This window comes from Paenibacillus sp. FSL H8-0034 (assembly GCF_038000305.1).
Taxonomy (GTDB): Bacteria; Bacillota; Bacilli; order Paenibacillales; family NBRC-103111; genus Paenibacillus_S.
Map to the genome: position 1 here is coordinate 3,313,097 of NZ_JBBOBS010000001.1, position 24,323 is coordinate 3,337,419.

19 protein-coding genes are annotated in these 24,323 nt (G+C 46.9%); 12 read left to right on the forward strand and 7 right to left on the reverse strand.

The window, feature by feature from the left end; translation table 11 throughout:
* Window positions 1-33 precede the first annotated feature (33 nt).
* From NST47_RS14845 to ftsZ, 12 genes are all read left to right on the forward strand, one after another.
* A complete protein-coding gene (locus tag NST47_RS14845) occupies window positions 34-1,974 on the forward strand; it encodes a stage V sporulation protein D (protein ID WP_341155825.1) in 1,941 nt (646 codons plus the stop codon).
* An 85-nt stretch (window positions 1,975-2,059) separates the two neighbouring features.
* Window positions 2,060-3,553 (forward strand): UDP-N-acetylmuramoyl-L-alanyl-D-glutamate--2,6-diaminopimelate ligase, encoded by a 1,494-nt coding sequence (locus tag NST47_RS14850; protein ID WP_341155826.1) that lies wholly within the window; start codon window positions 2,060-2,062, stop codon window positions 3,551-3,553.
* Window positions 3,546-4,958: a UDP-N-acetylmuramoyl-tripeptide--D-alanyl-D-alanine ligase gene (locus NST47_RS14855; RefSeq protein WP_341155827.1), complete on the forward strand. Its 1,413-nt coding sequence runs from the start codon at window positions 3,546-3,548 to the stop codon at window positions 4,956-4,958. The genes NST47_RS14850 and NST47_RS14855 overlap by 8 nt, the downstream gene beginning before the upstream one ends.
* Window positions 4,959-5,711: 753 nt before the next feature.
* The gene (mraY, locus tag NST47_RS14860; RefSeq protein ID WP_076228337.1) at window positions 5,712-6,674 is read left to right on the forward strand and encodes a phospho-N-acetylmuramoyl-pentapeptide-transferase; all 963 of its coding nucleotides are present in this window, start codon (window positions 5,712-5,714) and stop codon (window positions 6,672-6,674) included.
* Window positions 6,675-6,677: 3 nt separating this feature from the next.
* Entirely contained in the window at window positions 6,678-8,126 is a 1,449-nt protein-coding gene (gene murD, locus NST47_RS14865; protein WP_341155828.1) for a UDP-N-acetylmuramoyl-L-alanine--D-glutamate ligase, read from the forward strand.
* A gap of 55 nt (window positions 8,127-8,181) precedes the next feature.
* Window positions 8,182-9,279, forward strand: coding sequence for a stage V sporulation protein E (gene spoVE / locus NST47_RS14870; protein WP_341155829.1), 1,098 nt, complete (start codon window positions 8,182-8,184; stop codon window positions 9,277-9,279).
* Between the two features lie 9 nt (window positions 9,280-9,288).
* Complete coding sequence (locus NST47_RS14875) at window positions 9,289-10,362, forward strand: undecaprenyldiphospho-muramoylpentapeptide beta-N-acetylglucosaminyltransferase (RefSeq protein WP_341155830.1); 1,074 nt, start codon at window positions 9,289-9,291, stop codon at window positions 10,360-10,362.
* Window positions 10,363-10,563: 201 nt separating this feature from the next.
* A complete protein-coding gene (murB, locus tag NST47_RS14880; protein ID WP_341155831.1) occupies window positions 10,564-11,469 on the forward strand; it encodes a UDP-N-acetylmuramate dehydrogenase in 906 nt (301 codons plus the stop codon).
* A 15-nt stretch (window positions 11,470-11,484) separates the two neighbouring features.
* Window positions 11,485-12,756 carry a UDP-N-acetylglucosamine 1-carboxyvinyltransferase gene (gene murA, locus NST47_RS14885; protein WP_341155832.1) on the forward strand — a complete coding sequence of 424 codons (1,272 nt, stop codon included), beginning with the start codon at window positions 11,485-11,487 and terminating at the stop codon, window positions 12,754-12,756.
* A 183-nt stretch (window positions 12,757-12,939) separates the two neighbouring features.
* Window positions 12,940-13,824 (forward strand): cell division protein FtsQ/DivIB, encoded by an 885-nt coding sequence (locus NST47_RS14890; protein ID WP_341155833.1) that lies wholly within the window; start codon window positions 12,940-12,942, stop codon window positions 13,822-13,824.
* A gap of 271 nt (window positions 13,825-14,095) precedes the next feature.
* A complete protein-coding gene (ftsA, locus tag NST47_RS14895; RefSeq protein WP_076227462.1) occupies window positions 14,096-15,349 on the forward strand; it encodes a cell division protein FtsA in 1,254 nt (417 codons plus the stop codon).
* Window positions 15,350-15,396: 47 nt separating this feature from the next.
* The gene (gene ftsZ, locus NST47_RS14900) at window positions 15,397-16,521 is read left to right on the forward strand and encodes a cell division protein FtsZ (protein ID WP_076227460.1); all 1,125 of its coding nucleotides are present in this window, start codon (window positions 15,397-15,399) and stop codon (window positions 16,519-16,521) included.
* Window positions 16,522-16,577: 56 nt separating this feature from the next.
* Here ftsZ and NST47_RS14905 read toward each other — a convergent pair whose 3' ends face one another.
* The 7 genes from NST47_RS14905 to NST47_RS14935 are packed head-to-tail and all read right to left on the reverse strand — an operon-like array spanning window position 16,578 to window position 24,132.
* Window positions 16,578-17,489 carry an SDR family oxidoreductase gene (locus NST47_RS14905; RefSeq protein ID WP_341155834.1) on the reverse strand — a complete coding sequence of 304 codons (912 nt, stop codon included), beginning with the start codon at window positions 17,487-17,489 and terminating at the stop codon, window positions 16,578-16,580.
* 18 nt (window positions 17,490-17,507) lie between these two features.
* Window positions 17,508-18,668, reverse strand: a complete 1,161-nt coding sequence (locus tag NST47_RS14910; protein ID WP_341155835.1) for a GNAT family N-acetyltransferase — start codon at window positions 18,666-18,668, stop codon at window positions 17,508-17,510.
* Window positions 18,643-20,001: a F390 synthetase-related protein gene (locus tag NST47_RS14915; RefSeq protein WP_341155836.1), complete on the reverse strand. Its 1,359-nt coding sequence runs from the start codon at window positions 19,999-20,001 to the stop codon at window positions 18,643-18,645. The genes NST47_RS14910 and NST47_RS14915 overlap by 26 nt, the downstream gene beginning before the upstream one ends.
* A gap of 16 nt (window positions 20,002-20,017) precedes the next feature.
* Window positions 20,018-20,938 (reverse strand): MBL fold metallo-hydrolase, encoded by a 921-nt coding sequence (locus NST47_RS14920; RefSeq protein WP_341155837.1) that lies wholly within the window; start codon window positions 20,936-20,938, stop codon window positions 20,018-20,020.
* Window positions 20,935-21,924 carry an NAD-dependent epimerase/dehydratase family protein gene (locus NST47_RS14925; protein WP_341155838.1) on the reverse strand — a complete coding sequence of 330 codons (990 nt, stop codon included), beginning with the start codon at window positions 21,922-21,924 and terminating at the stop codon, window positions 20,935-20,937. The genes NST47_RS14920 and NST47_RS14925 overlap by 4 nt, the downstream gene beginning before the upstream one ends.
* Window positions 21,921-23,144: an ATP-grasp domain-containing protein gene (locus tag NST47_RS14930; protein ID WP_341155839.1), complete on the reverse strand. Its 1,224-nt coding sequence runs from the start codon at window positions 23,142-23,144 to the stop codon at window positions 21,921-21,923. The genes NST47_RS14925 and NST47_RS14930 overlap by 4 nt, the downstream gene beginning before the upstream one ends.
* The gene (locus NST47_RS14935; RefSeq protein WP_341155840.1) at window positions 23,134-24,132 is read right to left on the reverse strand and encodes a beta-ketoacyl-ACP synthase III; all 999 of its coding nucleotides are present in this window, start codon (window positions 24,130-24,132) and stop codon (window positions 23,134-23,136) included. Before NST47_RS14935 ends, NST47_RS14930 begins: the two co-directional genes overlap by 11 nt.
* Window positions 24,133-24,323: the final 191 nt, after the last annotated feature.

Below are 24,323 nucleotides of genomic sequence, written 5' to 3' on the forward strand. Positions count from 1 at the left end.
CCCAGATTTATTTCAGGAGGGGAACGGACAGTCATGAAAGCAACTCAAACTACGGTTCGTCGTCGACTATTTGTGGCACTTATTATTGGCACTTTTTTGTTCATCGCTTTGATCATAAGGCTTGGTTTTGTTCAAATATGGTTAGGGCCGGAGTTATCCGGAAAAGCTGAGGATTCGTGGCGCCGCAATATTCCTTTTGCAGCCAAACGGGGTGAGATTCTGGACCGAAACGGGGTACAGCTTGCCTATAATATCAGTTCGCCAACGGTAATGGCCATTCCGGCACAAATCAAAGATGCCAAGTCTGTAGCAGCCCAGCTTGCCTCTGCGCTTCAGCTGAACGAGGAGGCGCTGCTTAAACAGATTACACAAAGGCAATTAATTGTACGTATCCAGCCGGGAGGCCGGAAGATTACTCAGGAAAAGGCTCAGGAAATTCGTTCTCTGAATCTTCCGGGTATCGTTGTTGCAGAGGACAATAAGCGGTACTATCCTTTTGGACAACTTGCCGCACATATTCTTGGGTTTACCGGCATTGATAATCAAGGTCTAACGGGCATAGAATTAAAATATGATAAACCTTTGACCGGATTGGGTGGAAGCATATCATTTTTGGCTGATGCAGCAGGCAGGCAAATGCCGAATTCAACAGACGCTTATGTGAAACCACGTGATGGGATGAATCTGCAGCTGACTGTGGATAGCCATATTCAATCCGTACTGGAGCGCGAGCTTGATCAGGCCATGGTGAAATATCAGGCGGAGCATGCAATTGCTATCGTGATGGATCCGAATAACGGAGAAATCCTGGCGATGGGAGGAAGACCCGGTTACGATCCAGGCAGCTTTCGTGAGTTTCCCAAAGAGAGCTATGACCGTAATCTGCCGATCTGGATGACTTATGAGCCTGGCTCGACTTTCAAAATTATTACATTGGCAGCTGCTTTAGAAGAGAAAAAGGTTAATTTGAATGAATCCTTTTATGATCCTGGCTACATTGAGGTTGCCGGTGCAAGATTGCGATGCTGGAAACGGGGCGGTCACGGAAGTGAGACCTTCTTGCAAGTCGTAGAAAACTCATGCAATCCGGGTTTTGTTGTAATGGGCCAGAGGTTAGGTAAGGAAAAGCTGTTCGATTATATTTCGAAGTTCGGCTTCGGTACCAAAACCGGGATTGATCTCGGTGGCGAAGAGAATGGTATTATGTTCAAAATGTCGCGTGTCGGCCCGGTCGAATTAGCTACGACAGCATTTGGTCAAGGGGTATCAGTAACTCCAATTCAACAGATTACAGCGGTCTCGGCAGCGATCAATGGGGGGAAGCTTTTCAAGCCATTTGTTGCAAGAGGCTGGTATCAGCCAGGCAGCAGTCAAATGATTGATCAGGTACAACCGGAGCTGGTCAGGCAGGTTATATCGGAAGCAACCTCCAAGCAGGTTAGAGAAACACTGGAAAGTGTGGTTGCAAACGGAACCGGACGCAATGCATTTATTGAAGGCTATCGGGTTGGCGGAAAAACCGGAACAGCGCAAAAGGTTGTTAATGGCCGTTATTCCGCAACGGATCATATCGTTTCTTTTATAGGATTTGCACCCGCCGATGATCCCAAAATTGTTGTTTATGCTGCCGTGGATAATCCGCAAGGACTTCAGTTCGGTGGCTTGATAGCAGCTCCTCTTGTCAAAAGTATCATGGAGGACACTCTTCGTTATATGCAGGTGCCTGAGCGAAAGGACCAAATGGAGAAGAAATACGTATACGGCGATACCCGTTTGGTTGAGGTTCCCAATGTGATTGGAATGAGCATTACGGATATATATGAAAATCTGAATTCGAACTTCCTGCTCGCCAAATCAGGGGTTGGCTCCTATGTGGTCAATCAAGTTCCGAAGGCAGGTGCCAAGCTGGAGCAAGGCTCTACGATCCGCATTTATTTATCGGATACCGCTCCTCCACCTCAAGAAAGTAATTAAATAACGACATTTTAAAAAAGAGGCTTTTCAGCAGCACTTTTTTTGTCCATAATAGATACCATGTGTAAAAAATGGAGGGAAGCTCATGCAGCTGAACGAACTGGCTTCGCAGCTTGCGGTTAGCCGTATTGACGGTGATGAAGAAACGGTATTCAGCGGCTTACAGATGGATTCCCGGCGGGTACAGCCGGGTGATTTATTTTTCTGCATTCGAGGTTTAGTTGATGATGGACATCTTTTTGCAGCTAAGGCCGCTCAGCAAGGAGCGGTTGCTTTGGTTGTTGAGCATGATGTCGATGTCGATATCCCCAAGCTGATTGTTAAGGATTCACGTTACGCCATGGCCTTAATCGCCAATCATTATTATGGATATCCAAGCCGCAATATGAAAGTCATCGGTATAACAGGCACCAATGGCAAAACCACGACTACTTACCTGTTGGAAAAAATCTTGAGCAGTCAAGGACATTCGACTGGACTCATGAGCAACATTGAAGTGAAAATAGGTGACAGGACGATACCGAATAATGGAACGAATACACAGGAGTCCTTGAATCTGCAGCGTATTATGGCTGAGATGCAGGCAGTGGATACGGAGTTCTGCATCATGGAGGTAACATCCCAGGGTCTTGATTTGGGAAGGGTGAAGGGCACCAGCTTTCGAACTGCGATATTCACAAACTTAACCCAGGATCATCTGGACTATCACGGATCTATGGAAAGCTACAAGGCCTCGAAAGGGTTGTTATTCTCGGGACTTGGCAATGCGTTTTCGGCAGCTCCGGAAGAGCAGCGTTATGCAGTGCTTAACGCTGATGACTCGGCAAGTGAGGATTTCGTCAAGCTGACTGCTGCACAAATCATAACCTACGGGATCAAGCAGAACGCGGATGTACGGGCAGAGGCCATTGAAATCACTTCCAAAGGGACTCGGTTCCGCTGTACGACATTTCTTGGAACCGTTGATTTGCATACTCCACTTGTTGGTGAATTCAATGTGTATAATTGTTTGGCTGCTATAACAGCTGCACTGCTGGAAGGTATTTCTCTGGAAGCTATCAAGCAGAGTCTGGAATCGATTGCTGTTGTTGAAGGGCGAATGGAAGTTGTGGATGAAGGGCAGGACTTTCTGGTTCTTGTTGATTACGCCCATACACCGGATGGTTTGGAAAATGCACTATCTACCATCTCCCAATTTGTAGAAGGTCAGATTCATTGCGTCTTCGGCTGTGGCGGTGATCGTGATCGCCTTAAACGACCTGTTATGGGCAAGGTTGCTGCCCGGTACAGCGATTATCTATATGTGACCTCTGATAATCCGCGTAAGGAAGATCCGCAAAGTATTTTGCTGGATATTGTACCAGGGCTTCTGGAAGTTGATTTTCCAGGCGAACGTTATCAGCTTATTGCTGACCGCAGAGCTGCTATTGATCTGGCGATTGCCAACGCTGTTCGAGGAGATGTTGTATTGATAGCGGGCAAGGGGCATGAAACCTATCAGGATATTAACGGGGTCAAGCATGATTTTGATGACCGTCTGGTTGCCAAAGAAGCGTTAAGGGGAAAAAGCGATGATTAAACGAACTTACTCCCAGATCGCAGCGATGTGTGAAGGTATTGCTCGCAGCGACATAAGTATATCTGATATGCAGATTAGCGGGGTTTCCAAAGATACCCGTACTATTCAGTTGGGTAATCTCTATGTGCCTTTAATAGGTGAGTCTTTCGATGGACATCGGTTTGTTGAAGAGGCTATGAGTCAAGGGGCGGTTGCATCGTTATGGCAAAATGATCACGAGCAACCTCCAGCTGGCGTTCCATTGATTTTTGTTGACGATACATTGGCAGCTTTGCAAACACTGGCTAAATCCTATCTCTCGCAGTTGAACGTGCGGGTTGTGGGGATTACTGGAAGCAATGGAAAGACAACGACAAAGGATATGACGGCATCCGTTTTGGCGACTACGTATAAGGTGCACAAAACGATTGGTAATTATAACAATCATATCGGGTTACCCTTTACTCTTCTTCAGTTAGAGGAGGATACCGAAATCGTTGTACTCGAAATGGGGATGAGTAATCGTGGTGAAATCCAGTTCTTGTCTGAGCTTGCCGAACCGGAAATTGCTATTATTACAAATATCGGCGAAGCTCATCTGCTGCAGCTGGGTACTCGAGAAGAAATCGCGAGAGCGAAGACGGAAATCGTAGCAGGTTTGCAGACAGGGGGCACGTTGATATATAACGGTGATGATCCGCTGATCGAAGCGGTTTTACCAGAATGGGTGCAGCATCGTGGCGCGGAGCAAGGACTTGATTTCAACATGGTTACCTTCGGAACTCGGCCAGAAAATGATTTTATACCTGAGCGGGTCCTCATGGATGCGACTGGAACTCACTTTCAGATTAGCGGATCAGACATCGACTTTTACATTCCTGTGCTTGGCTCGCATAATGTGGTTAATGCACTTGCTGCGCTAGCGGTCGGCATGTACTTTGATATCCCGCATGCTGTGATTGCCGAAGGCTTGCGAGCAAGCGAAATGACGGGAATGCGTATCGAGCTTACGAAAACTCCGTTGGGACTGACAGTTTTGAATGATGCTTATAATGCAAGTCCGTCTTCGATGAAGGCGGCTCTTCATTTACTGCAAGAGCTTCAGGGCTACACACATAAAATCGTTGTCTTGGGCGACATGCTGGAGCTCGGTGAACGAGAGGTTGAATTTCATCGGGAAATAGGTCAAATGCTTGACCCCAACAAAATCGATCGAGTCTTTACGTATGGGACATTGACCAAGCATGCAGCAGAGCAAGCTGCCCGTGTCTACGGACCCGAAGGTGTAACGCATTTTGACGATAAAAGCGAGCTCGCTCAGGCGATCGCAAACTACGCTGCACCGAACGATGTCGTGCTTGTAAAAGGGTCTCGGGGAATGAAGCTGGAACAAATCGTTGATTATTTAACCCTCCCAAAGGCTTAACCCTCCCAAACCCTCCCTTGTAGGGAGGGCCCCAAAGGGCTTGGCCCTCTGGACTCCCCGGATGGTATGCGAGCTGTTGTGTTCTCGGGGCGCTTTCGTCCCTACGGGACACGCTTGGGTTGGGTGATTGGGTACGATGGCGCATAAACGTTGGATTGCTCGGGGCGCTTTTCGTCCCTACGGGACACGCTTGGGTTGGAGAGTAGGGTTCGATCACACATTAAAAGGGGTTAAAACTACTTCACGTTCATTAGATAGGTGTAGAGACTTTCGTTTCTACGGAATACGCTTTACATTGGTTAATAAACATAGTAATCTTCTTAAGGCGCATATGAACAATGATTCTCACAGCTAAGAGCTTTCTGAACAAGGTTAACTCCAATAGTTAAGCGTGTCCCGAAGGAACGAAGGTGGATCAAACACAGCAATGTTGCCTGCCTATATCGTATCTCCAACTCCCAAGTCAAGCGTGTTCCATAGGAGCAAAGCGGCCCGAGAACAGAGCAGTCTGCATACGGCAAGGGAGTCCAGAGGGCAGCGCCCTTTGGAGCCCTCCCATTGGGAGGGTTTGGGAGGGTAATCCCCCTTTGCGGCAGCAAAAAATGAGAGTCCAGAGAGCGATAGCTCTATGCAATGAAGCAGTGAGTCCAAAGAGCGACAGCTCTATGTTATCTAGTTTATATGAAAAAAAGGTGTCCAGAGGGCAAAGCCCTATGGAGCCCTCCATTCGGAGGGTGGGAAGGAGTAATGGTTGTGGATTTTAACGTGGTCATGATTACATTGGGGGCATCTTTTTTACTTGCCGTCATTTTGGGACCATTATGCATACCTTTATTAAAGAGGCTGAAATTCGGTCAGCAAATTCGGACGGATGGTCCTCAGGGACATCTGAAAAAAGCCGGAACACCGACAATGGGCGGCATTATTATTTTGCTGGCGCTCTCGTTAGCGGTATTGCGTTTTGCTGACACTAGCACGGAGATGGTCATCCTGCTGGTCGCCACGTTAGGGTATGGATTGGTTGGATTTATGGATGATTATATAAAAATTATTTTGAAACGTTCGTTGGGACTCACTGCCAGACAAAAGCTGCTTGGACAATTGATTGTATCTGTAATTGTCTGTATCCTGCTTTACAAGCTGGGGTTCAGCACGGATGTTCGAATTCCATTTCTTCATTATACAATCTCAATGGGCTGGCTCTACTTCCCATTCGTGGCCGTGATGATGCTTGGAACATCCAATGCGGTCAATTTCACCGACGGTCTTGATGGGCTGCTTGCAGGAACCAGTGCAGTGGCATTTGGTGCTTATGCCATTATAGCCATGAACAGTACACTGCCGGACGTGGCGATTTTTTGCGCTGCAATGGTTGGAGCAGTATTGGGCTTCCTTGTATTTAATACACATCCTGCCAAAGTGTTCATGGGGGATTCCGGGTCATTGGGTATCGGAGGTGGGTTAGCGCTTGTGGCAGTGCTGACAAAATCGGAAATTTTATTGATAGTGGTCGGCGGCGTATTTGTAGTTGAGGTGCTGTCCGTTATTATTCAAGTCGTTTCCTTTAAAACAAGAGGAAAACGCGTATTCAAAATGAGTCCGATCCATCACCATTTTGAATTGGTTGGCTGGTCAGAGTGGCGGGTAGTCGTTACATTTTGGACAGTTGGCATTGTATTGGCAGCAATTGGACTTTATATAAATGAGGTGTTATAGCAAATGAAACATCCGCAGGCATATCGTAATCAGCAGGTAGTAATTCTTGGCTTGGCGCTTAGCGGCGTTGCTGTTGCCAAGCTGTTTCATGAGCTTGGCGCTATTGTGACTGTCAATGATAAAAAAGAGCGTGACCAGTGCCCTGAGGCCGATGAATTAACGGCTCTGGGTATTTCTGTTATTTGCGGAGGTCATCCGGAGTCTTTAATCCATAAAGATGTGAGTTTGATTGTCAAAAATCCGGGCATTCCTTATAAAATAGAACCAATAAAAAAGGCGGAACAGCTTGGTATTGAGATTGTTACAGAGGTCGAGGTTGCTTACCAGATATGTACGGCACCTATGATCTGTATAACAGGCTCTAATGGTAAAACGACGACTACGACTTGGCTCGGTCTTATGCTGGAGAAGGCCGGCTTGAAGCCGATTGTAGCAGGCAATATTGGGCGTGCCTTGACTGAAGCAGCACTTGAGGCCGAGCCGGACAATCATATGGTCGTAGAGCTAAGCAGCTTTCAACTGAAGGGTACACGGGATTTTCATCCGAAGATCGCTTGTTTATTAAATGTATACGAAACGCACCTTGACTATCATGGCTCGATGGAAGATTATATCGCATCCAAAGCCAAGCTTTTTGCTAATCAGACTGCAGAGGATACAGCCATATTGAATTGGGATAATCCGGTTTGCCGCCGATTGGCTTCTGAGGTAAAAGCATCGGTGCTGCTCTTTTCTATGGCAGAGCAGCTGGAATATGGTGTCTATGTACAGGCACATGCTGCGGTTGAGCAAGAAGGATCTAATCTGCACACTGAATCGAAGGGGTCTGAGGACAAGCATATTGTTTATCGAGATCGTAATGGAATCGTTCATCCGATCATCGCGGTGAAGGACATCGGCATTCCGGCTAGTTTTGACGTTGAAAATGCTCTTGCTGCCACATGTGCAGCATTGACACTCGATGTCCCGTTTGCTGTCATTGCAGAAGAGCTTAGAAACTTCCGTGGCGTAGAGCATCGTCTGGAGCATGTGGCGACGCACAACGAGGTGCTTTACTATAACAATTCGAAGGCAACGAATGCTACAGCTACGATCCGGACCATTGAGTCCTTTGAACAGGACGTCATTCTAATAGCGGGTGGGTTGGATCGAGGCTCTGATTACATGGAGCTGCTTCAAATTTTCAAGGAACGGGTAAAGGGATTAGTCGCTATCGGAGAGACGAAGTATAAAATTGTGGAAATTGCCAAGCTGGCAGGCATGAGTCGGATCAAAATAGTCGATACTGGCAAGCAAGCGAAGGATGCTATTGCGGAAGCCGTACGCGAGGCAGCAGCCATGGCGAAGCCGGGAGATGTTGTGCTGCTATCACCTGCATGCGCCAGTTGGGATATGTTTACTTCCTACGAAGAGCGAGGAAGCATGTTTAAGCAGTCTGTGCATACCCTGTAAAGTAGGGTGGTATACAAGCCTACCCTACCATTTTACTGGGTAAGAGGTGGCACTTATGGTGAAATCGCGGTCTGCTCCGGATATGCTAATGCTGATGTGCACGTTAATTCTATTGACAATTGGCGTGGTAATGGTTTACAGTGCCAGCGCTGTGCTGGCATTTCATGAATTCGGAGACTGGTACTATTATTTAAAAAGGCAGCTCTTGTTCGCTGTTCTCGGTGTTGTGGCGATGCTGTTCACGATGAACGTTGACTATGGCCTGTGGAAAAAGCATGCCCGTTTGATTCTGATCATTTGCTTTGTGATGCTGGCTGCGGTATTAATACCCGGTGTAGGCGTTGTTCGGGGAGGCGCGCGAAGCTGGCTGGGGATTGGCTCCTTTGGTATTCAGCCTTCTGAGTTTATGAAAATGGGTATGATTTTATTCTTGTCCAAGCTGTTGACCGATCGGCAAAATAAGATTGCCTTGTTCACAGAAGGGCTCTTGCCCCCACTTGGTTTGGTCGGTTTGGCGTTTGGGCTTATTATGCTGCAGCCGGATCTTGGAACCGGAGTCGTGCTGATGGGTGCAGCGCTGCTCATTATTTATGCGTCAGGTGCCCGATTGCTGCATTTGTCTTACCTGGGCATGGCTGGGCTTGTTGGCTTCGTTGGACTTATCATTGCAGCTCCTTACCGCCTGCAGCGGATTACGGCATTTCTGGATCCGTGGGCAGATCCGCTTGGGGCAGGCTATCAGGCGATTCAATCGTTATATGCCATAGGGCCTGGAGGTTTTGTGGGATTGGGACTTGGTATGAGTAGGCAAAAATATAGTTACCTACCGGAGCCGCAAACCGATTTTATTTTCTCAATTATTGCCGAGGAGCTTGGTTTCATAGGTGGCGGTTGTGTACTGATCTTGTTTTTGCTGCTTCTGTGGCGTGGAATGCGTACTGCGATTACGGCTCCAGACATGTTTGGAAGCTTGCTTGCAACGGGCATCGTCGGAATGATTGCTGTCCAGGTGATCATCAATATTGGCGTTGTGATCGGGATGTTCCCGGTAACTGGTATTACCTTGCCGTTGATCAGCGCCGGAGGCTCATCCTTGACACTGATGCTGACCTCCATTGGTATCTTACTTAATATTTCCCGCTATGCGAGGTGAGTGAAAGCTATGAAGAAAATTGTATTCACCGGAGGCGGTTCAGCTGGCCATGTAACGCCCAATTTGGCTATTATCGCCAAGCTGAAGCTGCAAGGCTGGGATATTCAATATATTGGCTCGCAGCAGGGAATTGAGCGGGAAATTATCGATCAAGAGGGAATCCCTTTTCATCCGATTGCTTCCGGCAAGCTGCGCAGATATTTTGATTTCAAAAATATGAAGGACCCGTTTAACGTTATTCGGGGGATTGGTCAAGCTTATAGGCTTTTACGAAAGTTGAAACCAGACGTTGTTTTCTCCAAAGGTGGTTTCGTTTCCGTTCCTGTCATATTGGCCAGTAAGCTGAACCGGATTCCTATTATTATTCATGAATCAGATATGACACCCGGTCTTGCCAACAAAATTTCGTTGCCTTTTGCTGATCAGGTATGTGTGACGTTTCCAGAGTCTCTCAAGCATATTAAAGGGAACAAAGCGATTTGTACGGGCTTACCAATTCGTGAGCATATTTTACTTGGCAATGCAATGAAGGGCTTGCAGCTGTGCGACTTTCATCAGCAAAAACCGATTCTTCTTGTCATGGGAGGAAGTCTGGGAGCTCAGAGAATCAATAGTGTTGTTCGAACTGCACTGGATGTGCTGCTTCAGAGCTACCAAATCGTTCATCTGTGCGGTAAAGGCCACGTGGATGAGGCTTTTCTGGGTAGAAGAGGCTACAAGCAATTTGAATACCTGAATGAGGATCTGCCAGATGTGCTCGCCATGACGAATCTAGTCGTATCCCGGGCAGGAGCTACCTCCATATTTGAATTTTTGGCATTGGAAAAACCGATGCTGCTCATCCCGTTGACCAAACAAGCAAGCCGGGGAGATCAAATTTTAAATGCAGGCTCGTTTCAAGCTATGGGGTATGGAGAGATTTTGTTTGAAGAGCAATTAACTACCGATACATTAATCCAGAGCATTGAGCTTCTCCATTTAAATCAAGAGAAATATGTAGAAAAAGCTAAAGAAGCGAAGCATATTAACGGGACCGACGCTATTATTAAACTCATCAAGAAGGCCGCCAATGCTGCAGATTGACAAAACGATCTGGGCATTTGTCACACTCTATCCGATCTTACATAAACTACACTATAACCGTGACAGACACTCGGTGAAGCGGCAAACAGCTAGCGCAAGCCTATATAGTAGGGTTCAAAGGTGCTTACTGAATTGTTCTTTGAGAATACGGCAGCTAGCCGTTACCTGCGAAGCCCGGAGTTCTGTGAAGGAGGTTTTCCCATGCAACAGGTCATTTCGTTATTGCAAAGCGGTGCGTTCGGTAAATGTTTTTTGAACGAGCCTCTTGCCCCTCATACCACTTGGAAAATCGGAGGGCCAGCTGATATTCTGCTAATCCCCCGCAGCCGTGAGCAGCTTATTGATGCCGTGAAGCTGATGCATGCCCATCAGATTCCCTGGACCATTCTCGGGCGCGGCTCCAATATGCTCATTGCCGACAAAGGGATTCGCGGCGTTGTTATTAAGCTGGGTCCCGCTCTGGAGACATTGCGGTTTGAGGGTGAGACGGTTTATGCCGGAGCGGCTTATTCATTTATCAAGCTGTCCGTCATGGCCGGCAAGGAAGGTTTGACCGGGTTGGAGTTCGCTGGAGGTATTCCAGGGACAGTGGGAGGCGCCATTTATATGAACGCCGGAGCTCACGGATCTGATGTGTCACGCATACTTTTAAGAGCTGAAGTGCTGCTTTCGACAGGAGAGCTGGTCACCATGCAGATGGCCGATTTTGAATACACCTATCGACATTCACTCTTGCATCATCAGCCGGGTATTATCATTGAAGCCGTATTCGGACTGAAGACAGGGGATCGCAAGGAGATTGCGGAAGCGATGGCTTCTTACAAGGAACGTCGCTTACGTACACAACCGCTGCAGCTGGCATGTGCAGGCAGTGTGTTCCGCAATCCACCTGGGCAATTTGCAGCGAGATTGATTGAAGAGGCGGGTCTCAAGGGATTCAAGATCGGTGGAGCCGAGGTTTCACCGCTGCATGCCAATTTCATTGTCAACACGGGGCAAGCGACAGCTCATGACGTGCTCGCCCTCATCGAACATGTTCAGCAGTGCGTCATGGAAGCTTATGACGTAAAGCTGGTTACTGAGGTTCTGGTGGTGGGGGAGCGGTAAATCGGAGGTGGGACTTTGGAAAAGTTGGTTATCGAAGGTGGGAGACCTCTGTCGGGAGCCATCAAAATTCATGGTGCGAAAAATGCGGCGCTGCCCATATTAGCAGCAGGCATGATGGCAGAAGGAACGTTTAGCATATTAAACGTACCCGATTTGTCAGATATTCAGGTCATGCTGAGCATTCTTCGCGCACTGGGCTGTCGTACGGAGCATCAAGGTGATACGGTAACCGTAAATTCATCCACAGCACAATCCTATCACATCCCGGAAAGCCAGATGAGCCAGATGAGATCTTCGATTTTTTTGATGGGCCCTTTATTGGCACGCTTTGGTCGTGTTCAAGTCTATCAGCCAGGCGGATGTGCCATAGGAGAAAGAAAAATAGATTTACACCTGCGCGGACTTGCCGCTTTAGGAGCAACGATTGAGGAAACTGGCGGGAATACCATCATTTGTACGGCAAAAGAGTTAATAGGCGCTGAGATCGCACTCGACTTTCCAAGTGTAGGAGCAACGGAAAACATTATGATGGCTGCAGCTATGGCCAAAGGCATGACGACCATTTCCAATGCGGCCAGAGAACCGGAGATTCAGGATCTGCAAAATTTCCTGAACGCCATGGGTGCCCAGATTATAGGCGCTGGCACCGACACGATCACGATTGAAGGGGTATCGGTGCTGACCCCATGTACTTATCGTATTATTCCTGACCGAATCGTAGCCGGAACCCTTATGATTGCTGCTGCTGTCACGCGGGGAAACATCACATTGGAAAATGTATGCCCTGCACATTTAACATCAGCCATCCACGTACTAAAGCGTGCAGGTGTTCAAATCACGATTAACGGTGATATAATGAACGTAAGTTGTCTAGCAAGATCTAAATCGATAGAGCGAATTATTACATCCCCCTATCCTGCATTTCCGACAGATCTGCAATCACAGATTATGGTGCTGCTTTCATTGGCAGATGGTTTAAGTATCCTCAAGGAAACCGTTTTTGAAGGAAGATTTAAGCATGTGGCTGAACTGGCTCGTATGGGAGCTGATATTCGGGTTGATTGGAATTCAGCATTTATTCGGGGTGTACCGAGATTATATGGAGCTACTGTAGAAGCTACCGACTTACGGGCTGGGGCAGCGCTGGTTATAGCTGGTCTGGCCGCTCAGGGAACTACGATCATTGAACAAATTCATCATATTGATAGAGGCTATGATCGGATTGAGCATATGTTGAGCTCTCTGGGCGCCAACATTCTTCGAACAACACCTGTACCAACGGAATAATCACTGTCTATGATTATTATGACCATTGCCGCTGAAATATCCCTCTTCTGTTAACAGAACGGAGATGTTCGGCGGTTTACATAGTGAAAGCATGTCCTCTCATAGTTAGGCTTTCGCACAGGAAAGCCAAGCAAATGCTTACGAAGTAGGCTTTCCATAGGAAAGCCCTTAGGAGGTTACCCTTTGCAAGCAGAAGAAAGATTACCTGTCATCAAGAAGCCTAAGGTACGAGGCCGAGGCAATAAGAGGCTGCTAGTGTTTTTATTTCTGTTTTTTATAACGTTGTTCTGTGTCTTGTTTTTCCAGTCCTCATTGAGCAAAATCACCAAAATCGAAATAGAAGGGCAGGAGCTTTTAGCTCCCGAAGCTATTGGACAAGCCATAACTGTTAAGAATGGCGATCACTTTTTTTCACAATCCTCTGCCACTATTGAGAAGCAGGTCAGAGCTTTAAAAATGGTAGAGTCGGCTGAGGTGAGTAAGCATTTTCCCGGACTTATTCATATACAGGTTCATGAGTTTCCCAAGGTCGCCTATCAGTTTGATCCTAACAATCTACCTCAGGCTATTTTGGCCGATGGCAGTGTGGTCAGTATTAGTACGCAAACGAACTTTGTTCTGGATAAGCCGATTCTTTCGGGGTGGGCTGATAGTGACCCTCTGAAGCTCAAGCTTTGTCAGGTTATTGCCAGCTTGGATCCATCTTATTTAGCGGATATTTCTGAAATTAAACCAGATCCTACAGAATCCTATCCGGATCGAATTAAAATGTATACACGTTCCAAATTTGAAGTGATTACGGTTATCAGTTATTTACCGGACAAGCTTCAATATTTAGACTCCTACATTGCAAATCTAAAAGAAAATAAAATCAATACAGGCGTACTCAAGCTTCTCGAAGCTGATACTCATGCACCGTTTGATACGCCAGCAGACGCTTCGAAGTCAGGTTCCAAAGCAGCACCAGGTAAAGATACAAGTAAAACCGACAAAAAAACGCAATCCGTTACACCTGCTCCAAATGATTCAAAAAAAGATGTGCCTAAAGATACACAAAAACGTCCTTAAAGCCAGCAAATAGGACTTAAGGGTAAGAAAATAAGAGAAAATGCTTCTATTCACTCTACTCATTCTGAAAGATTAATGATAGAATGATCTTTGTGGGTATTTTTATACTCTATCAATCTAGCTAATGAATTTTTTTTGAAAAAGAGGGAAAATCCCAATCGTGTTGAATAAGTACAGAAGATTTCATTTCGTTAATTTACAATTAATTATCAAATCAAACTCAAAAAAATGAAGCTCAAATCAATTTTAAGCCACAGGAGGTGCCAAGGGGTTGAGCAGCAATGACATCATTGTTAGTTTGGACATCGGTACATCCAAAGTTCGTGCTATTATTGGCGAGGTCGTTAACGGCGCCATTAATATAATAGGAGTTGGATCAGCCGACTCGGAAGGTATTCGCAAAGGAGCCATTGTCGATATTGACCAAACCGTTCAATCGATTCGTAATGCGATCGATCATGCAGAACGAATGGTAGGTATTCAAATAACAGAGGTTTACGTTGGGATTTCCGGGAGTCATATTTCTTTACAAACCAGTCACGGCGTTGTAGCCGTATCCAATGAAGATCGCGAAATTGGAGACGAGGATATCGAGCGTGTGATTCAAGCAGCCAAAGTCATCCCTTTAGCTCCTGAACGGGAAATTATTGGCGTCGTTCCTAATCAATACTTGGTTGATGGTCTAGATGAAATTCATGATCCACGCAGTATGATTGGTGTTCGTTTGGAAGTACAAGCAACCATCATTACTGGAGCGAAGACAGCTATACATAATTTACTTCGTGTAGTTGAAAAATCCGGAGTAAAGGTTTCCGGACTTATCCTGATGTCTTTGGCTGCAGGTCACCTGTCCTTATCCAGAGACGAAAAGGCAGTCGGTACCGTGCTGGTAGATATTGGAGCGGGACAAACGACGATTGCTATTTTTGAACAAAACAATTTGGTAGCTACTTCGACCTTGCCTATCGGCGGTGAGTATATAACGAATGATATTTCCATAGGTCTGCGGACACAAGCGGATATTGCCGAGAAAATTAAGCTTAAATTTGGCTGTGCTGTCATCGAGGATGCAGCTGCTGATCAAGTATTTAAGGTAAATCGGATTGGAAGCAATGTGGACAAGGAGTTTTCGCAAATTGACTTGGCAAATATCGTTGAGCCACGTGTTCAAGAAATTTTTCATTTAATTGGTTTAGAGGTACAACGTCTTGGGTATATGGAGTTACCAGGAGGTTATGTGCTTACGGGCGGAACACTCTCGATGCCGGGTATGTTGGCGATTGCTCAATCTGAGTTAGCTACTTCCGTACGTATTGCCGTGCCTGATTTTATCGGCGTTCGTGATCCTTCTTACACTAGCGGCGTAGGAATCATACAATATGCCTGCAAATATTTGAGAACTACGAAACAATCAGCAGGCTCGGCTAAGAAATCCGTAACTAAAAAACCAGCTGCAGCTAGCAATAATGAGAACAAACCTTCGGTTATGGAGCGTTTCAAAAATTGGCTGAGCGAATTTATTTAGATGGGATTTCGAGCTAGTGAAGCTCAATGAGGAGGAAAATAACAGCTATGTTTGAATTTGATATGGACATGGACCAGCTTGCAAAAATAAAAGTAATTGGTGTTGGCGGTGGAGGAAGTAATGCCGTTAACCGAATGATTGAAAACGGAGTCAAGGGTGTAGAGTTTATAACGGTAAACACCGACGCTCAAGCACTTCAATATTCGAAATCCGATCACAAGCTGCAAATCGGCGATAAACTGACACGCGGTTTGGGCGCGGGGGCTAATCCGGATGTTGGCAAGAAAGCGGCTGAGGAATCAAGAGAACATGTAATGAATACACTGAAAGGCGCCGATATGGTGTTCGTAACTGCGGGTATGGGCGGAGGAACGGGCACAGGTGCTGCACCCGTAATCGCCGAAATCGCCAAAGAATGCGGTGCGTTGACGGTAGGCGTAGTTACACGTCCTTTTACTTTTGAAGGTAGAAAGCGTGCAGCTCAGGCTGAGCAAGGAATTGCTGCCCTTAAAGAAAAGGTTGATACCCTGATCGTTATTCCTAACGATAGATTGCTGGAAATTGTAGACAAAAAAACACCGATGCTCGAAGCGTTCCGTGAGGCTGACAATGTGCTGCGTCAGGGTGTTCAAGGGATTTCGGATTTGATTGCTGTACCGGGGCTGATCAATTTGGACTTTGCGGATGTCAAAACGATCATGACGGAACGTGGGTCTGCTTTGATGGGAATCGGTGTGGCAACAGGAGAGAATCGTGCAGCTGAAGCTGCCAAAAAGGCGATTCAAAGTCCCTTGCTCGAAACATCGATTGAAGGTGCGCGTGGGGTTTTGATGAATATCACGGGTGGAGCCAATCTTTCCTTGTACGAGGTTAATGAAGCTGCGGATATTGTAGCCTCAGCTGCGGATTTGGAAGTCAATATGATTTTTGGTGCCGTGATTGACGAGAAGTACAAGGAAGAAATTATGGTAACTGTAATTGCAACAGGTTTTGAGCATAAAGCAACGGCACAGCCTCCTGTGCGTAAGCCTTCGGGAATGTCTTCGCAGGCCTCCGAACCGGTTGATAACCGTGTTAACAATTTACGTCCATTTGGTTCCCAACCTTCAAGTGATCAATTGGATATTCCGACTTTCTTACGTAACCGTGGGAAAAACAATAACGATAAATAAGGTTATCATGCAAAATGACTTCGATCAGCTCGAAGTCATTTTTTTGTATTTCTACCCTATAGGCCCCGAGCAGGAGCTTTTCTTTTTTTCATAAACTTCAGCACGAATGACTCAAGCCAGTTCCAAGGGAGCAGTACTTTACTGAACAGCAAGAAATGGACTCCTTTTCCCATGGCATAACGCAGCTTCGGACGACGCAATCTCGAAATCCGAGCAATGGCATCAGCAATATCTTGAGGATCGGCGCCATTATTGAGAGTGCTTTTGGAATAATTCAACACGGCGTCGAGCTGATCCTGATAGGGTGAATGGGGAGAAGCGTGTATCGAGTCGAAGCCTTTTTTCCATATACTTGTTGGATACGCCCCGGGTTCAATAAGTATGACTTGAACGCCGAAGGGCTGCATTTCGAGACGGAGTGCCTCACTGAAACCCTCAACGGCAAATTTGGAGGCAACATAGGGGGCATATCCTGGAAAACCGACACGGCCGCCCACACTGCTAATATTATAAATATGCCCACTTCGCTGCTGACGCATATAGGGCAGTACGGCTTTGGTAACGGCGACCAAGCCGAAATAATTAATGTCCATTTGCTGCCGCCAAGCCTCAAGTGGTACCTCCTCAATATAACCACCTATTGCCAAGCCGGCATTGTTGACGAGAATATCGATTCGGCCATAGCGCTCCATAGTTTCGATAATCACTTCTGATATTGTCCTATGGTCAGTTACATCCAGTTGTACACAGTCAATCAGCAGATCTACTTTGGCTGCTTTTGCTTGTTCCATCAACTGGCCTTGGTTGCTCAGGTCCCGAATGGAAGCGATGACACGATAACCCTTTTTCGCCATAGTGATTGAGATTAATAGGCCAAAGCCGCTCGAAGCACCGGTTACCAGGATTACTGGCTCAGACGAAGGAAGCGAGGAGGGAAGGTCAGCAGGTGAATGATTTGAGGTGTTCATAGCTTTAGACCTCTTCCATTAAAATTTATACTTTTTCATGATAGGGACACCAATTCTATTAAGTACACTACCGAGCAGGGACCAACCCCAACGGCGATAGCCTGGGAGATGCTGATCATAGATTGCTGTGTATTCAATGTCGGCAGCTGCGCCTCTGTTACGCTTAAACTGAGCTGCTCCAGAGCTTTCATGCAGCAGATAGCCATGTTCCAGAGCCAATCGAATAAGCACGGCTGAGAGCATCCTGTACAGTCCTGTAGCTTGAGGTAACTGCGTGTCGTAACCAAAGACGGGAGTCGTCATAATCCCCTCGCGGTTAAAATAACCAAGCACCGCATCGATGCGTCCCGACTCGATATGCCGAAGTGCATACAGGTTTAACAATTGCTCTTGTCTGGCCAAATCCAGAAAACGTTCGCTAAACCAAGGGTTGCAGCGTGAATATTTATCCAGATAAAGTGCATTGTACAGATCTCTCAGTCTGGACATATCGGCTTTTTTGAGTTCATCCGGACTTATCAATTCGTATCCATTTTTTTCGATTAAGCTATAATCGCGTTTGATGAGCCATCGTGCCTTGGAGGGTAAGCCACCCATTTGATCCGTAGGCAGCAGATAGATTTGCCGGCTTGGGATCATTCTACAGCCCTGCTTTGCTAATGATTCTAATTGTGCAGAAGTTGTTGTAGGGTTCAGTGAACGCCAGGCTAGTGAATGAGTCGGGAAACGTTTACTCATATAATCGACAATAGTCGTAAGCTGGAGGCTGGTCAAATTTACGTACAAATTAGTAGATAGAAGCCAATTGTTCATATGGACTGTTTGATTGATCCGTCCTAATCGTAATCCAAAACCTACTGTATTCAATAGGGCTGCCAGAATCGTCTCAATTACAGGTTGCTGCAGCAAGGCAAGCTCTTGCTTGGCATAGGTGACATAGTGAGTATAAGGTGAGCACACATAGCAATTATCGTATTCCTGATCATTAACAGTAAAGGGAATCACGATATTATCGATAAGCAGAACCCAAAGCTTAGTTGTCACATTTTCTATGAACGCTGTGGGAGAATGATTTAGTAAGGGAAGTAGATACCGTTTAGCATAACCTCCTTGCTCAGTGTCGGGCCATTGCAGCTGATGAATGGTTTCGTGATTATAGATTTGAATGGCTGGCTTCAATGGAGAATCTCCTTTCCACCCGGCGTAATTTTCTTGTTCCAGGTACTATGGTCTCGTAGGGAGTCATGAGGAGGTTCGGTTTCTTGCAATTCATCCTGATAAATAAGGTTTCTAATGCTAGTTGAACGGTCGAATATATAAAATCCATCGTGGTAGAAGTGTCGACAGCGAATTTCAGCGAAAGCTCGATCCGGTCGGGAGCAAACTGCACAATATGATATGCGACGGCAGTGGGAGCAGCACCCATAATTGCTCTAGTAATCAGATCGGGAAAAACGGGAACAAGCTCTTGATCCACCGTATGAGGCAAATAAAATAAATCGTCACAGCGGCCCTCTACAGCTTCTATACCTGTCATAAGGGAACCACACGGGCAAGGTCTTGAACGTTCAACCAGCAGATCGTTCAGCCTGTAACGAATGAGGGGCTGAGAGGTACGTGTGAAGTCGGTCAAGATCGGTACGAACCTGCGTCCACCATCCATAGATTCTTTTTGAAAAGCAACGATATCTTCATTCAGATGAAGGGTTCCATGAGCGCAAGTGGCCGCCAAAAAGCCTTCCGTACACTGATAGACCTGATGTATGGGCAGTTGAAAGACGGATTCGATATATTGCCGGTCCAGTGGGTCAAGCACCTCGGCTACTGAAACCATTCGCTGCGGCTTGACTGCCAGCCTGCCCTGAAGGTAAGCATCGGCTAATAAACGAAGTACGGAGGGAGGTGCAATCCAGAGATTGGGCAGATAAGTATTCAAGCGATGGATATGCTGCTGCATGGGCTCGATTAAATCAAAAAACTCAAAACGAAGCCTCGCCCCACTGACGGACCCGTACAGGTTGCTATTAGCTCTCAGAAAAAAAGCGATACGGTGTGAGGCAAGAAGGGAGCCTGGCAGAACCTTGGAGAGCACCCTTCCTGCCCAAGCGTACTGCTCCTGCGGACTAACAACAAATAACCCCCGATTTCCAGAGGTTCCAGAGGATAAGCCGATTGTAATCCCATTCAGCTGCGGCGTAAAGTCTCTTGTGCTTTCTGCTTTCAGCGCCAAAGCAAAGGCTTCTTCCTTGCGGATGCCCACTGTGTTCAAGCTATCGAAATGGTCCATCATGAGTTGTTTATCGATAATAGGAAATTCTCGCCATTTGGATAGAGCAAGGCCTGTCCACAGCTCCTGATAAAAGGTTGAGGACTCTCGAATAAGCTGTAAATGTGCTTTCACTTTAGCTTCCTGCCACTCTTCAAAGGAACGGCGATTTGCCCATCTTTGCATGTAACGATCAAGGAAGTAGTGCCAGAGGACAGTCGCTTTGCGGTTCAGCATCCTTAACATCACTCCTTCCGGATTATCATTTTGGAACCTCTGTGCAGTGTGAGGGTACTATTTGTAGTGAAGGAAACCTTTGATACAACTGTATCAGCCTATTAAAGGTAGCTCGGTAGCTATGACGGTTGGACATGATTAGCCCTGCTAATGGATGCGGCGGTAAATTGAAGCGGATGGCTTTACTGGACCACGCTGCATCAGCGCACAGGAAATAATCCTGTTGATTCGTAGATACGAATAATCCGACCTGCCCTACAGCATGACCAGGAAGATCGACAGCGATCAGACTGCCATCTCCGAGTAAATCGATGCCTGACGTAAACGAACTTTCTGGTGGGAGAGCGGTGTGCATAGGCCAGAAAGAAGGAGCCGGCGTGCTTCCCTTTGATAAAGCGCTCATGGTCATTGAGCGGTTTGATGGTACAGCGAAGGCTGGATTGAAGGTGATGGCAATAGATCGCTCTTCAAAATCATCAGGAAGCAGATTCGGTAAATAGCCAGCCCTTACGGCTGCCAAACCTTGCAGCTTACGAACCTGCTCATAGGCTTCCGCTGCATACATAAATTGGGCCCGAGGGAAATCACGCAAGCCTGCAATATGATCGCCGTGAAAATGAGAGATAATAATGAGAGCAACATCTTGAGCATCATATCCCATCCGTTGAAGCTGACTAAGAGCACGATCGGCTTCATTGAAATATACAGGAGTCAGATAGCGGTACAGGCTCGCTGGATAGGAGGATGTTTCTATCAGAAATCGTTCTGAATATCCTGTGTCAAATAGAATGAGGCCCATTGTCGGATGCTCGATACAAGCAAAGCCAGCCGGGAAGCGAACGGAGCGGAAAGTTCCTCCACGAATGGTCACCCATTCCCGATGCGTGCAGTAACCGGCACGTAAGAAGTGAATCTGGTGGATAGGAGACAGCTGAAAGGGTCTCAAAGGGGTGACCTCCAAACCGCTGCAAATGCTAGCAGGCCTTCTTCGATACTAACTTGTGGTGTATAACCCAGAATATGGCGTGCTGCGCTAATATCCAGCGTCTGGCTCCGCCCCAAAATTCCGACACTGTATCGGGTTAGCGAGGGCTCGCGGTTTCCAGGACGCAGATGCGCTGCCAGTTCCAGCATAGCGGCTAATCCATATGCAGCTCGGTAGGATACAGCCTTTGCTCGGAGCGGAATATCGAGCATAGCGAATAATCTAGGTATGATTGTCGATAACTGGACAGGCTCATCGTTAGAGATATTGAATATGCGTCCCCATGCCAAGTTCGGAGCTTGTTGGCAGAGCAGCAATGCATCCACGACGTTATCAATATAGGTTAGATCCATCCATGCATGACCCCCATTAATGATCGGAACTCCACGTGAAGCATTGGCTCTAATGATACGCGGCAGTATGGAGCTGTCGCCTGGACCGAAGATAGCACGAGGACGGAGGATCATAGCCTGAAGTCCCGAAGAAATTGCCTGCAACACCTCCAGTTCGGCTAGCCGTTTGGTAGCCGCGTAAGCATTGGCAAATCGGGTCGGAAGCGGGTCTGCTTCTGAAATGTTCAAACGATCTGTAAAATTGAAATAGACGCTTGGTGTAGACACATGTACAAGTCGCTGCACCTTATGAATCCGGCATCCATGCAGGATGTGCCGGGTACCTTTAACATTTGTTTCATAGAAGTCGCGATAGGCTCCCCACGGAGAGGACAAGGCTGCACAATGGAAGACTGCTTCCTGACCCAGGCATGCGTTGACAATGGCTTGCTCATCGCGAAGATCCGCCTCTATGAATCTCGCACCTTTCGCTGCAAATTTGGCGCCTATCGCGGCGTTACGTCCAATAATTGTCACTTCCGAACCTGCGCCCAGCAGACGCTCAGCCAAGCGGCCTCCGAGAAATCCTGTTCCTCCTGTTACGAGTGCTTTCATGCTTCACCATTCCATTCAATATCATAAGTCATCGCTGCAGTGATGGAAATCGCTTGCGTGTGGCTCAGCCGCCAAGCATCCAGCATTAGCGGAATTTGCTCCAGGAAAGGCAACGGGTCCCGGACTTGCCATATGACATCTCGTGCCGAGACAAACTGTGCCCACCAGTGACAGATGGCCGCCCAGGTTCGTTCCTTATTCAGTCCATAAGCCAGCATAGGTATGGACAGCATGGCAGCTTGATTAGTCTGCGGCTGCCTACATGCTTGTTGGGATAAGTCCTCAGGATGGATAAGCGCTTCAACGAGTTTGTCCTCCGGGTTAAATAAATGAACGCCACTTGTTGCCCGTGGATTGCATTCTATGGGATACAAGATACCGTCTTCATAGGATTCCACAAAGTCGAAAGCGATTTGCCCGCTGAAATGCTCTTTTTGTACGAAGGACTGCACCCAGTTCAAAGCTCGTAAATGCTGAAGCTGCTGGTAGTAGACGCATGCCCCACGGTTCGCCGTATATTCCACTTCATAAGCGGAATGGGCAACTACGATACCCTTCCATGCCACACTATATGTGCAGAGCGGCCTTCCTTTAATATATCGCTGAATGATCCAGGGCTGAGCCGACGTGGCTGTTATGCCGTGGTTGGTTTGTAGACGCCTGAGTCTGTCTGCAACTGAGCACTCTGGGCCGAACAACTGGACATTCGCCCCAAAACGTGAGAAAACCGGCTTTAATACAAAGCCTGCATCGAGCCAAGAGTGTTCTACACTACATACATTCGCCCATTCTTTTGTATTATGAAAAATTTGTGTTTGAGGTACTGCGAAGCCAAACGCCTCCGCACGCCGGATAAACTCCCATTTACTATGAAGTCGTTTTAACTGCTCCAACGGTGCTGAAATGACCTTGCAAAGGCTTTGAAGCTTGGCAAGACCTCGTGCTATCCAAAAGATCTCTTCACAGGTAGGCAGGAGCACCTGAATGTTTCGCTGCCCAATAATTCGGGACAAAGCCGAAATATACGCTTCAGGATCTTGATTGGGTTTGGGAACGAGAAAGCTTTGGGCAATGGCTTTGGATTTTCTGCAAAGATGATGAGGTACGCTTTCTGCAAGATCGACACGATGGCCAGCCTTGGCTAGCATCCTTGCTAATTCCAATGCAACGGGTGCACGTCCTCCGGTTAACAGAATGTTCATTCCCGTATTAGAACTCAAGCACAATGCCTCCTAAAGAAAGACCGGCAGAAGTGCCAAGCAGCATTATGCGGTCACCCCTTAAAATTTTGCCAAGGCGTATGGCTTCGTGAAGTCCGATAGGAATCGATGCTGCGATAGTGTTCCCGAACGTTGGTGTAATGTAAAGCAGTTTTTCCTCGGAAATATCTAATCGTTTACGCAGCAATCTCATGGCCATGGCACTGCCTTGATGTGGAATAACCAAGCTTATATCGGCCATACGCAATTGTGCTTGATTGAGCAGCTGCTCGACAAAACGGGGAAGCAGCTTGGATGCCATCCTGAATATGGCTTGACCGTTCATTTGGAACAAATAGTTATCAGCATTGGCTGCTGTACGCTGTTTGGCATGCTGCAAGCTGCCACCCGCTTTAATCTCGGACAGATGGGCCCCGGAGCTGTAGGTTTCCATCGCTGCGTGGAGTATAGCCGAGCTATCAGTACCGGTTGACCGTTCAATCACAACGGCAGCGGCGCCATCCCCAAACAAGGAAGCACTTTCTTTATCGGTCCAATTAATTCCCTCCGACGCAATCTCTGTGGCTATCAACAGGACACGGCGGTATCTTCCCGCATCGATCAGATAAGACATGGTGTCTAGGCCAGTAACGAAGCTAAGGCAGGTCGAATTGATATCAAAGCAGGGTACCCCCGAATGCTCCTGATGCATGGCTTTTTGGATTAATGCTGCAGTACAAGGTATCGGCTGCTGCATAGTCCCACTCGTACATACGATGCAATCAATATCTGCAAAGGTGAGTCCAGCGTTTGCGAGTGCTGTATATGCTGCACTTGCACCCATTTCCGCTGCGGTCTCATCCTGAATGAAATGCCTGGTTCTGACATCTGATTTCCTGAGAACCCAACCAGAAGGAACCTGTAGTTTAAGATCCATGTCATCGCTAGTAATCAACTGTTTTGGCAAATAGATTCCACTTCCAACGATCTTCACTTTACGTGGTTTCATGATGATTCTCCCTTCCGATGTCCATTTACCCTATATTGTAAAGAAATGCCGGAGAATGAAAAGTACTATATTCATCTAGTACCCAATTCGACATGGTTATAATGAATCCTTTTGAACAAAGCGAGTCATGGATCGCCGACGTTGTAATAACGACAGTGTTAAACAAAAAAAGCCACATTATGGCTTCACCG

Coding starts and splice junctions, on each gene's coding strand:
- NST47_RS14875 (WP_341155830.1), top strand. CDS start 9,289: ATGAAGAAAATTGTATTCACCGGAGGCGGTTCAGCTGGCCATGTAACG.
- NST47_RS14905 (WP_341155834.1), bottom strand. CDS start 17,489: ATGAACACCTCAAATCATTCACCTGCTGACCTTCCCTCCTCGCTTCCT.
- NST47_RS14935 (WP_341155840.1), bottom strand. CDS start 24,132: ATGAAACCACGTAAAGTGAAGATCGTTGGAAGTGGAATCTATTTGCCA.
- NST47_RS14925 (WP_341155838.1), bottom strand. CDS start 21,924: ATGAAAGCACTCGTAACAGGAGGAACAGGATTTCTCGGAGGCCGCTTG.
- NST47_RS14855 (WP_341155827.1), top strand. CDS start 3,546: ATGATTAAACGAACTTACTCCCAGATCGCAGCGATGTGTGAAGGTATT.
- NST47_RS14850 (WP_341155826.1), top strand. CDS start 2,060: ATGCAGCTGAACGAACTGGCTTCGCAGCTTGCGGTTAGCCGTATTGAC.
- NST47_RS14915 (WP_341155836.1), bottom strand. CDS start 20,001: ATGTTAAGGATGCTGAACCGCAAAGCGACTGTCCTCTGGCACTACTTC.
- NST47_RS14845 (WP_341155825.1), top strand. CDS start 34: ATGAAAGCAACTCAAACTACGGTTCGTCGTCGACTATTTGTGGCACTT.
- ftsZ (WP_076227460.1), top strand. CDS start 15,397: ATGTTTGAATTTGATATGGACATGGACCAGCTTGCAAAAATAAAAGTA.
- spoVE (WP_341155829.1), top strand. CDS start 8,182: ATGGTGAAATCGCGGTCTGCTCCGGATATGCTAATGCTGATGTGCACG.
- murB (WP_341155831.1), top strand. CDS start 10,564: ATGCAACAGGTCATTTCGTTATTGCAAAGCGGTGCGTTCGGTAAATGT.
- murD (WP_341155828.1), top strand. CDS start 6,678: ATGAAACATCCGCAGGCATATCGTAATCAGCAGGTAGTAATTCTTGGC.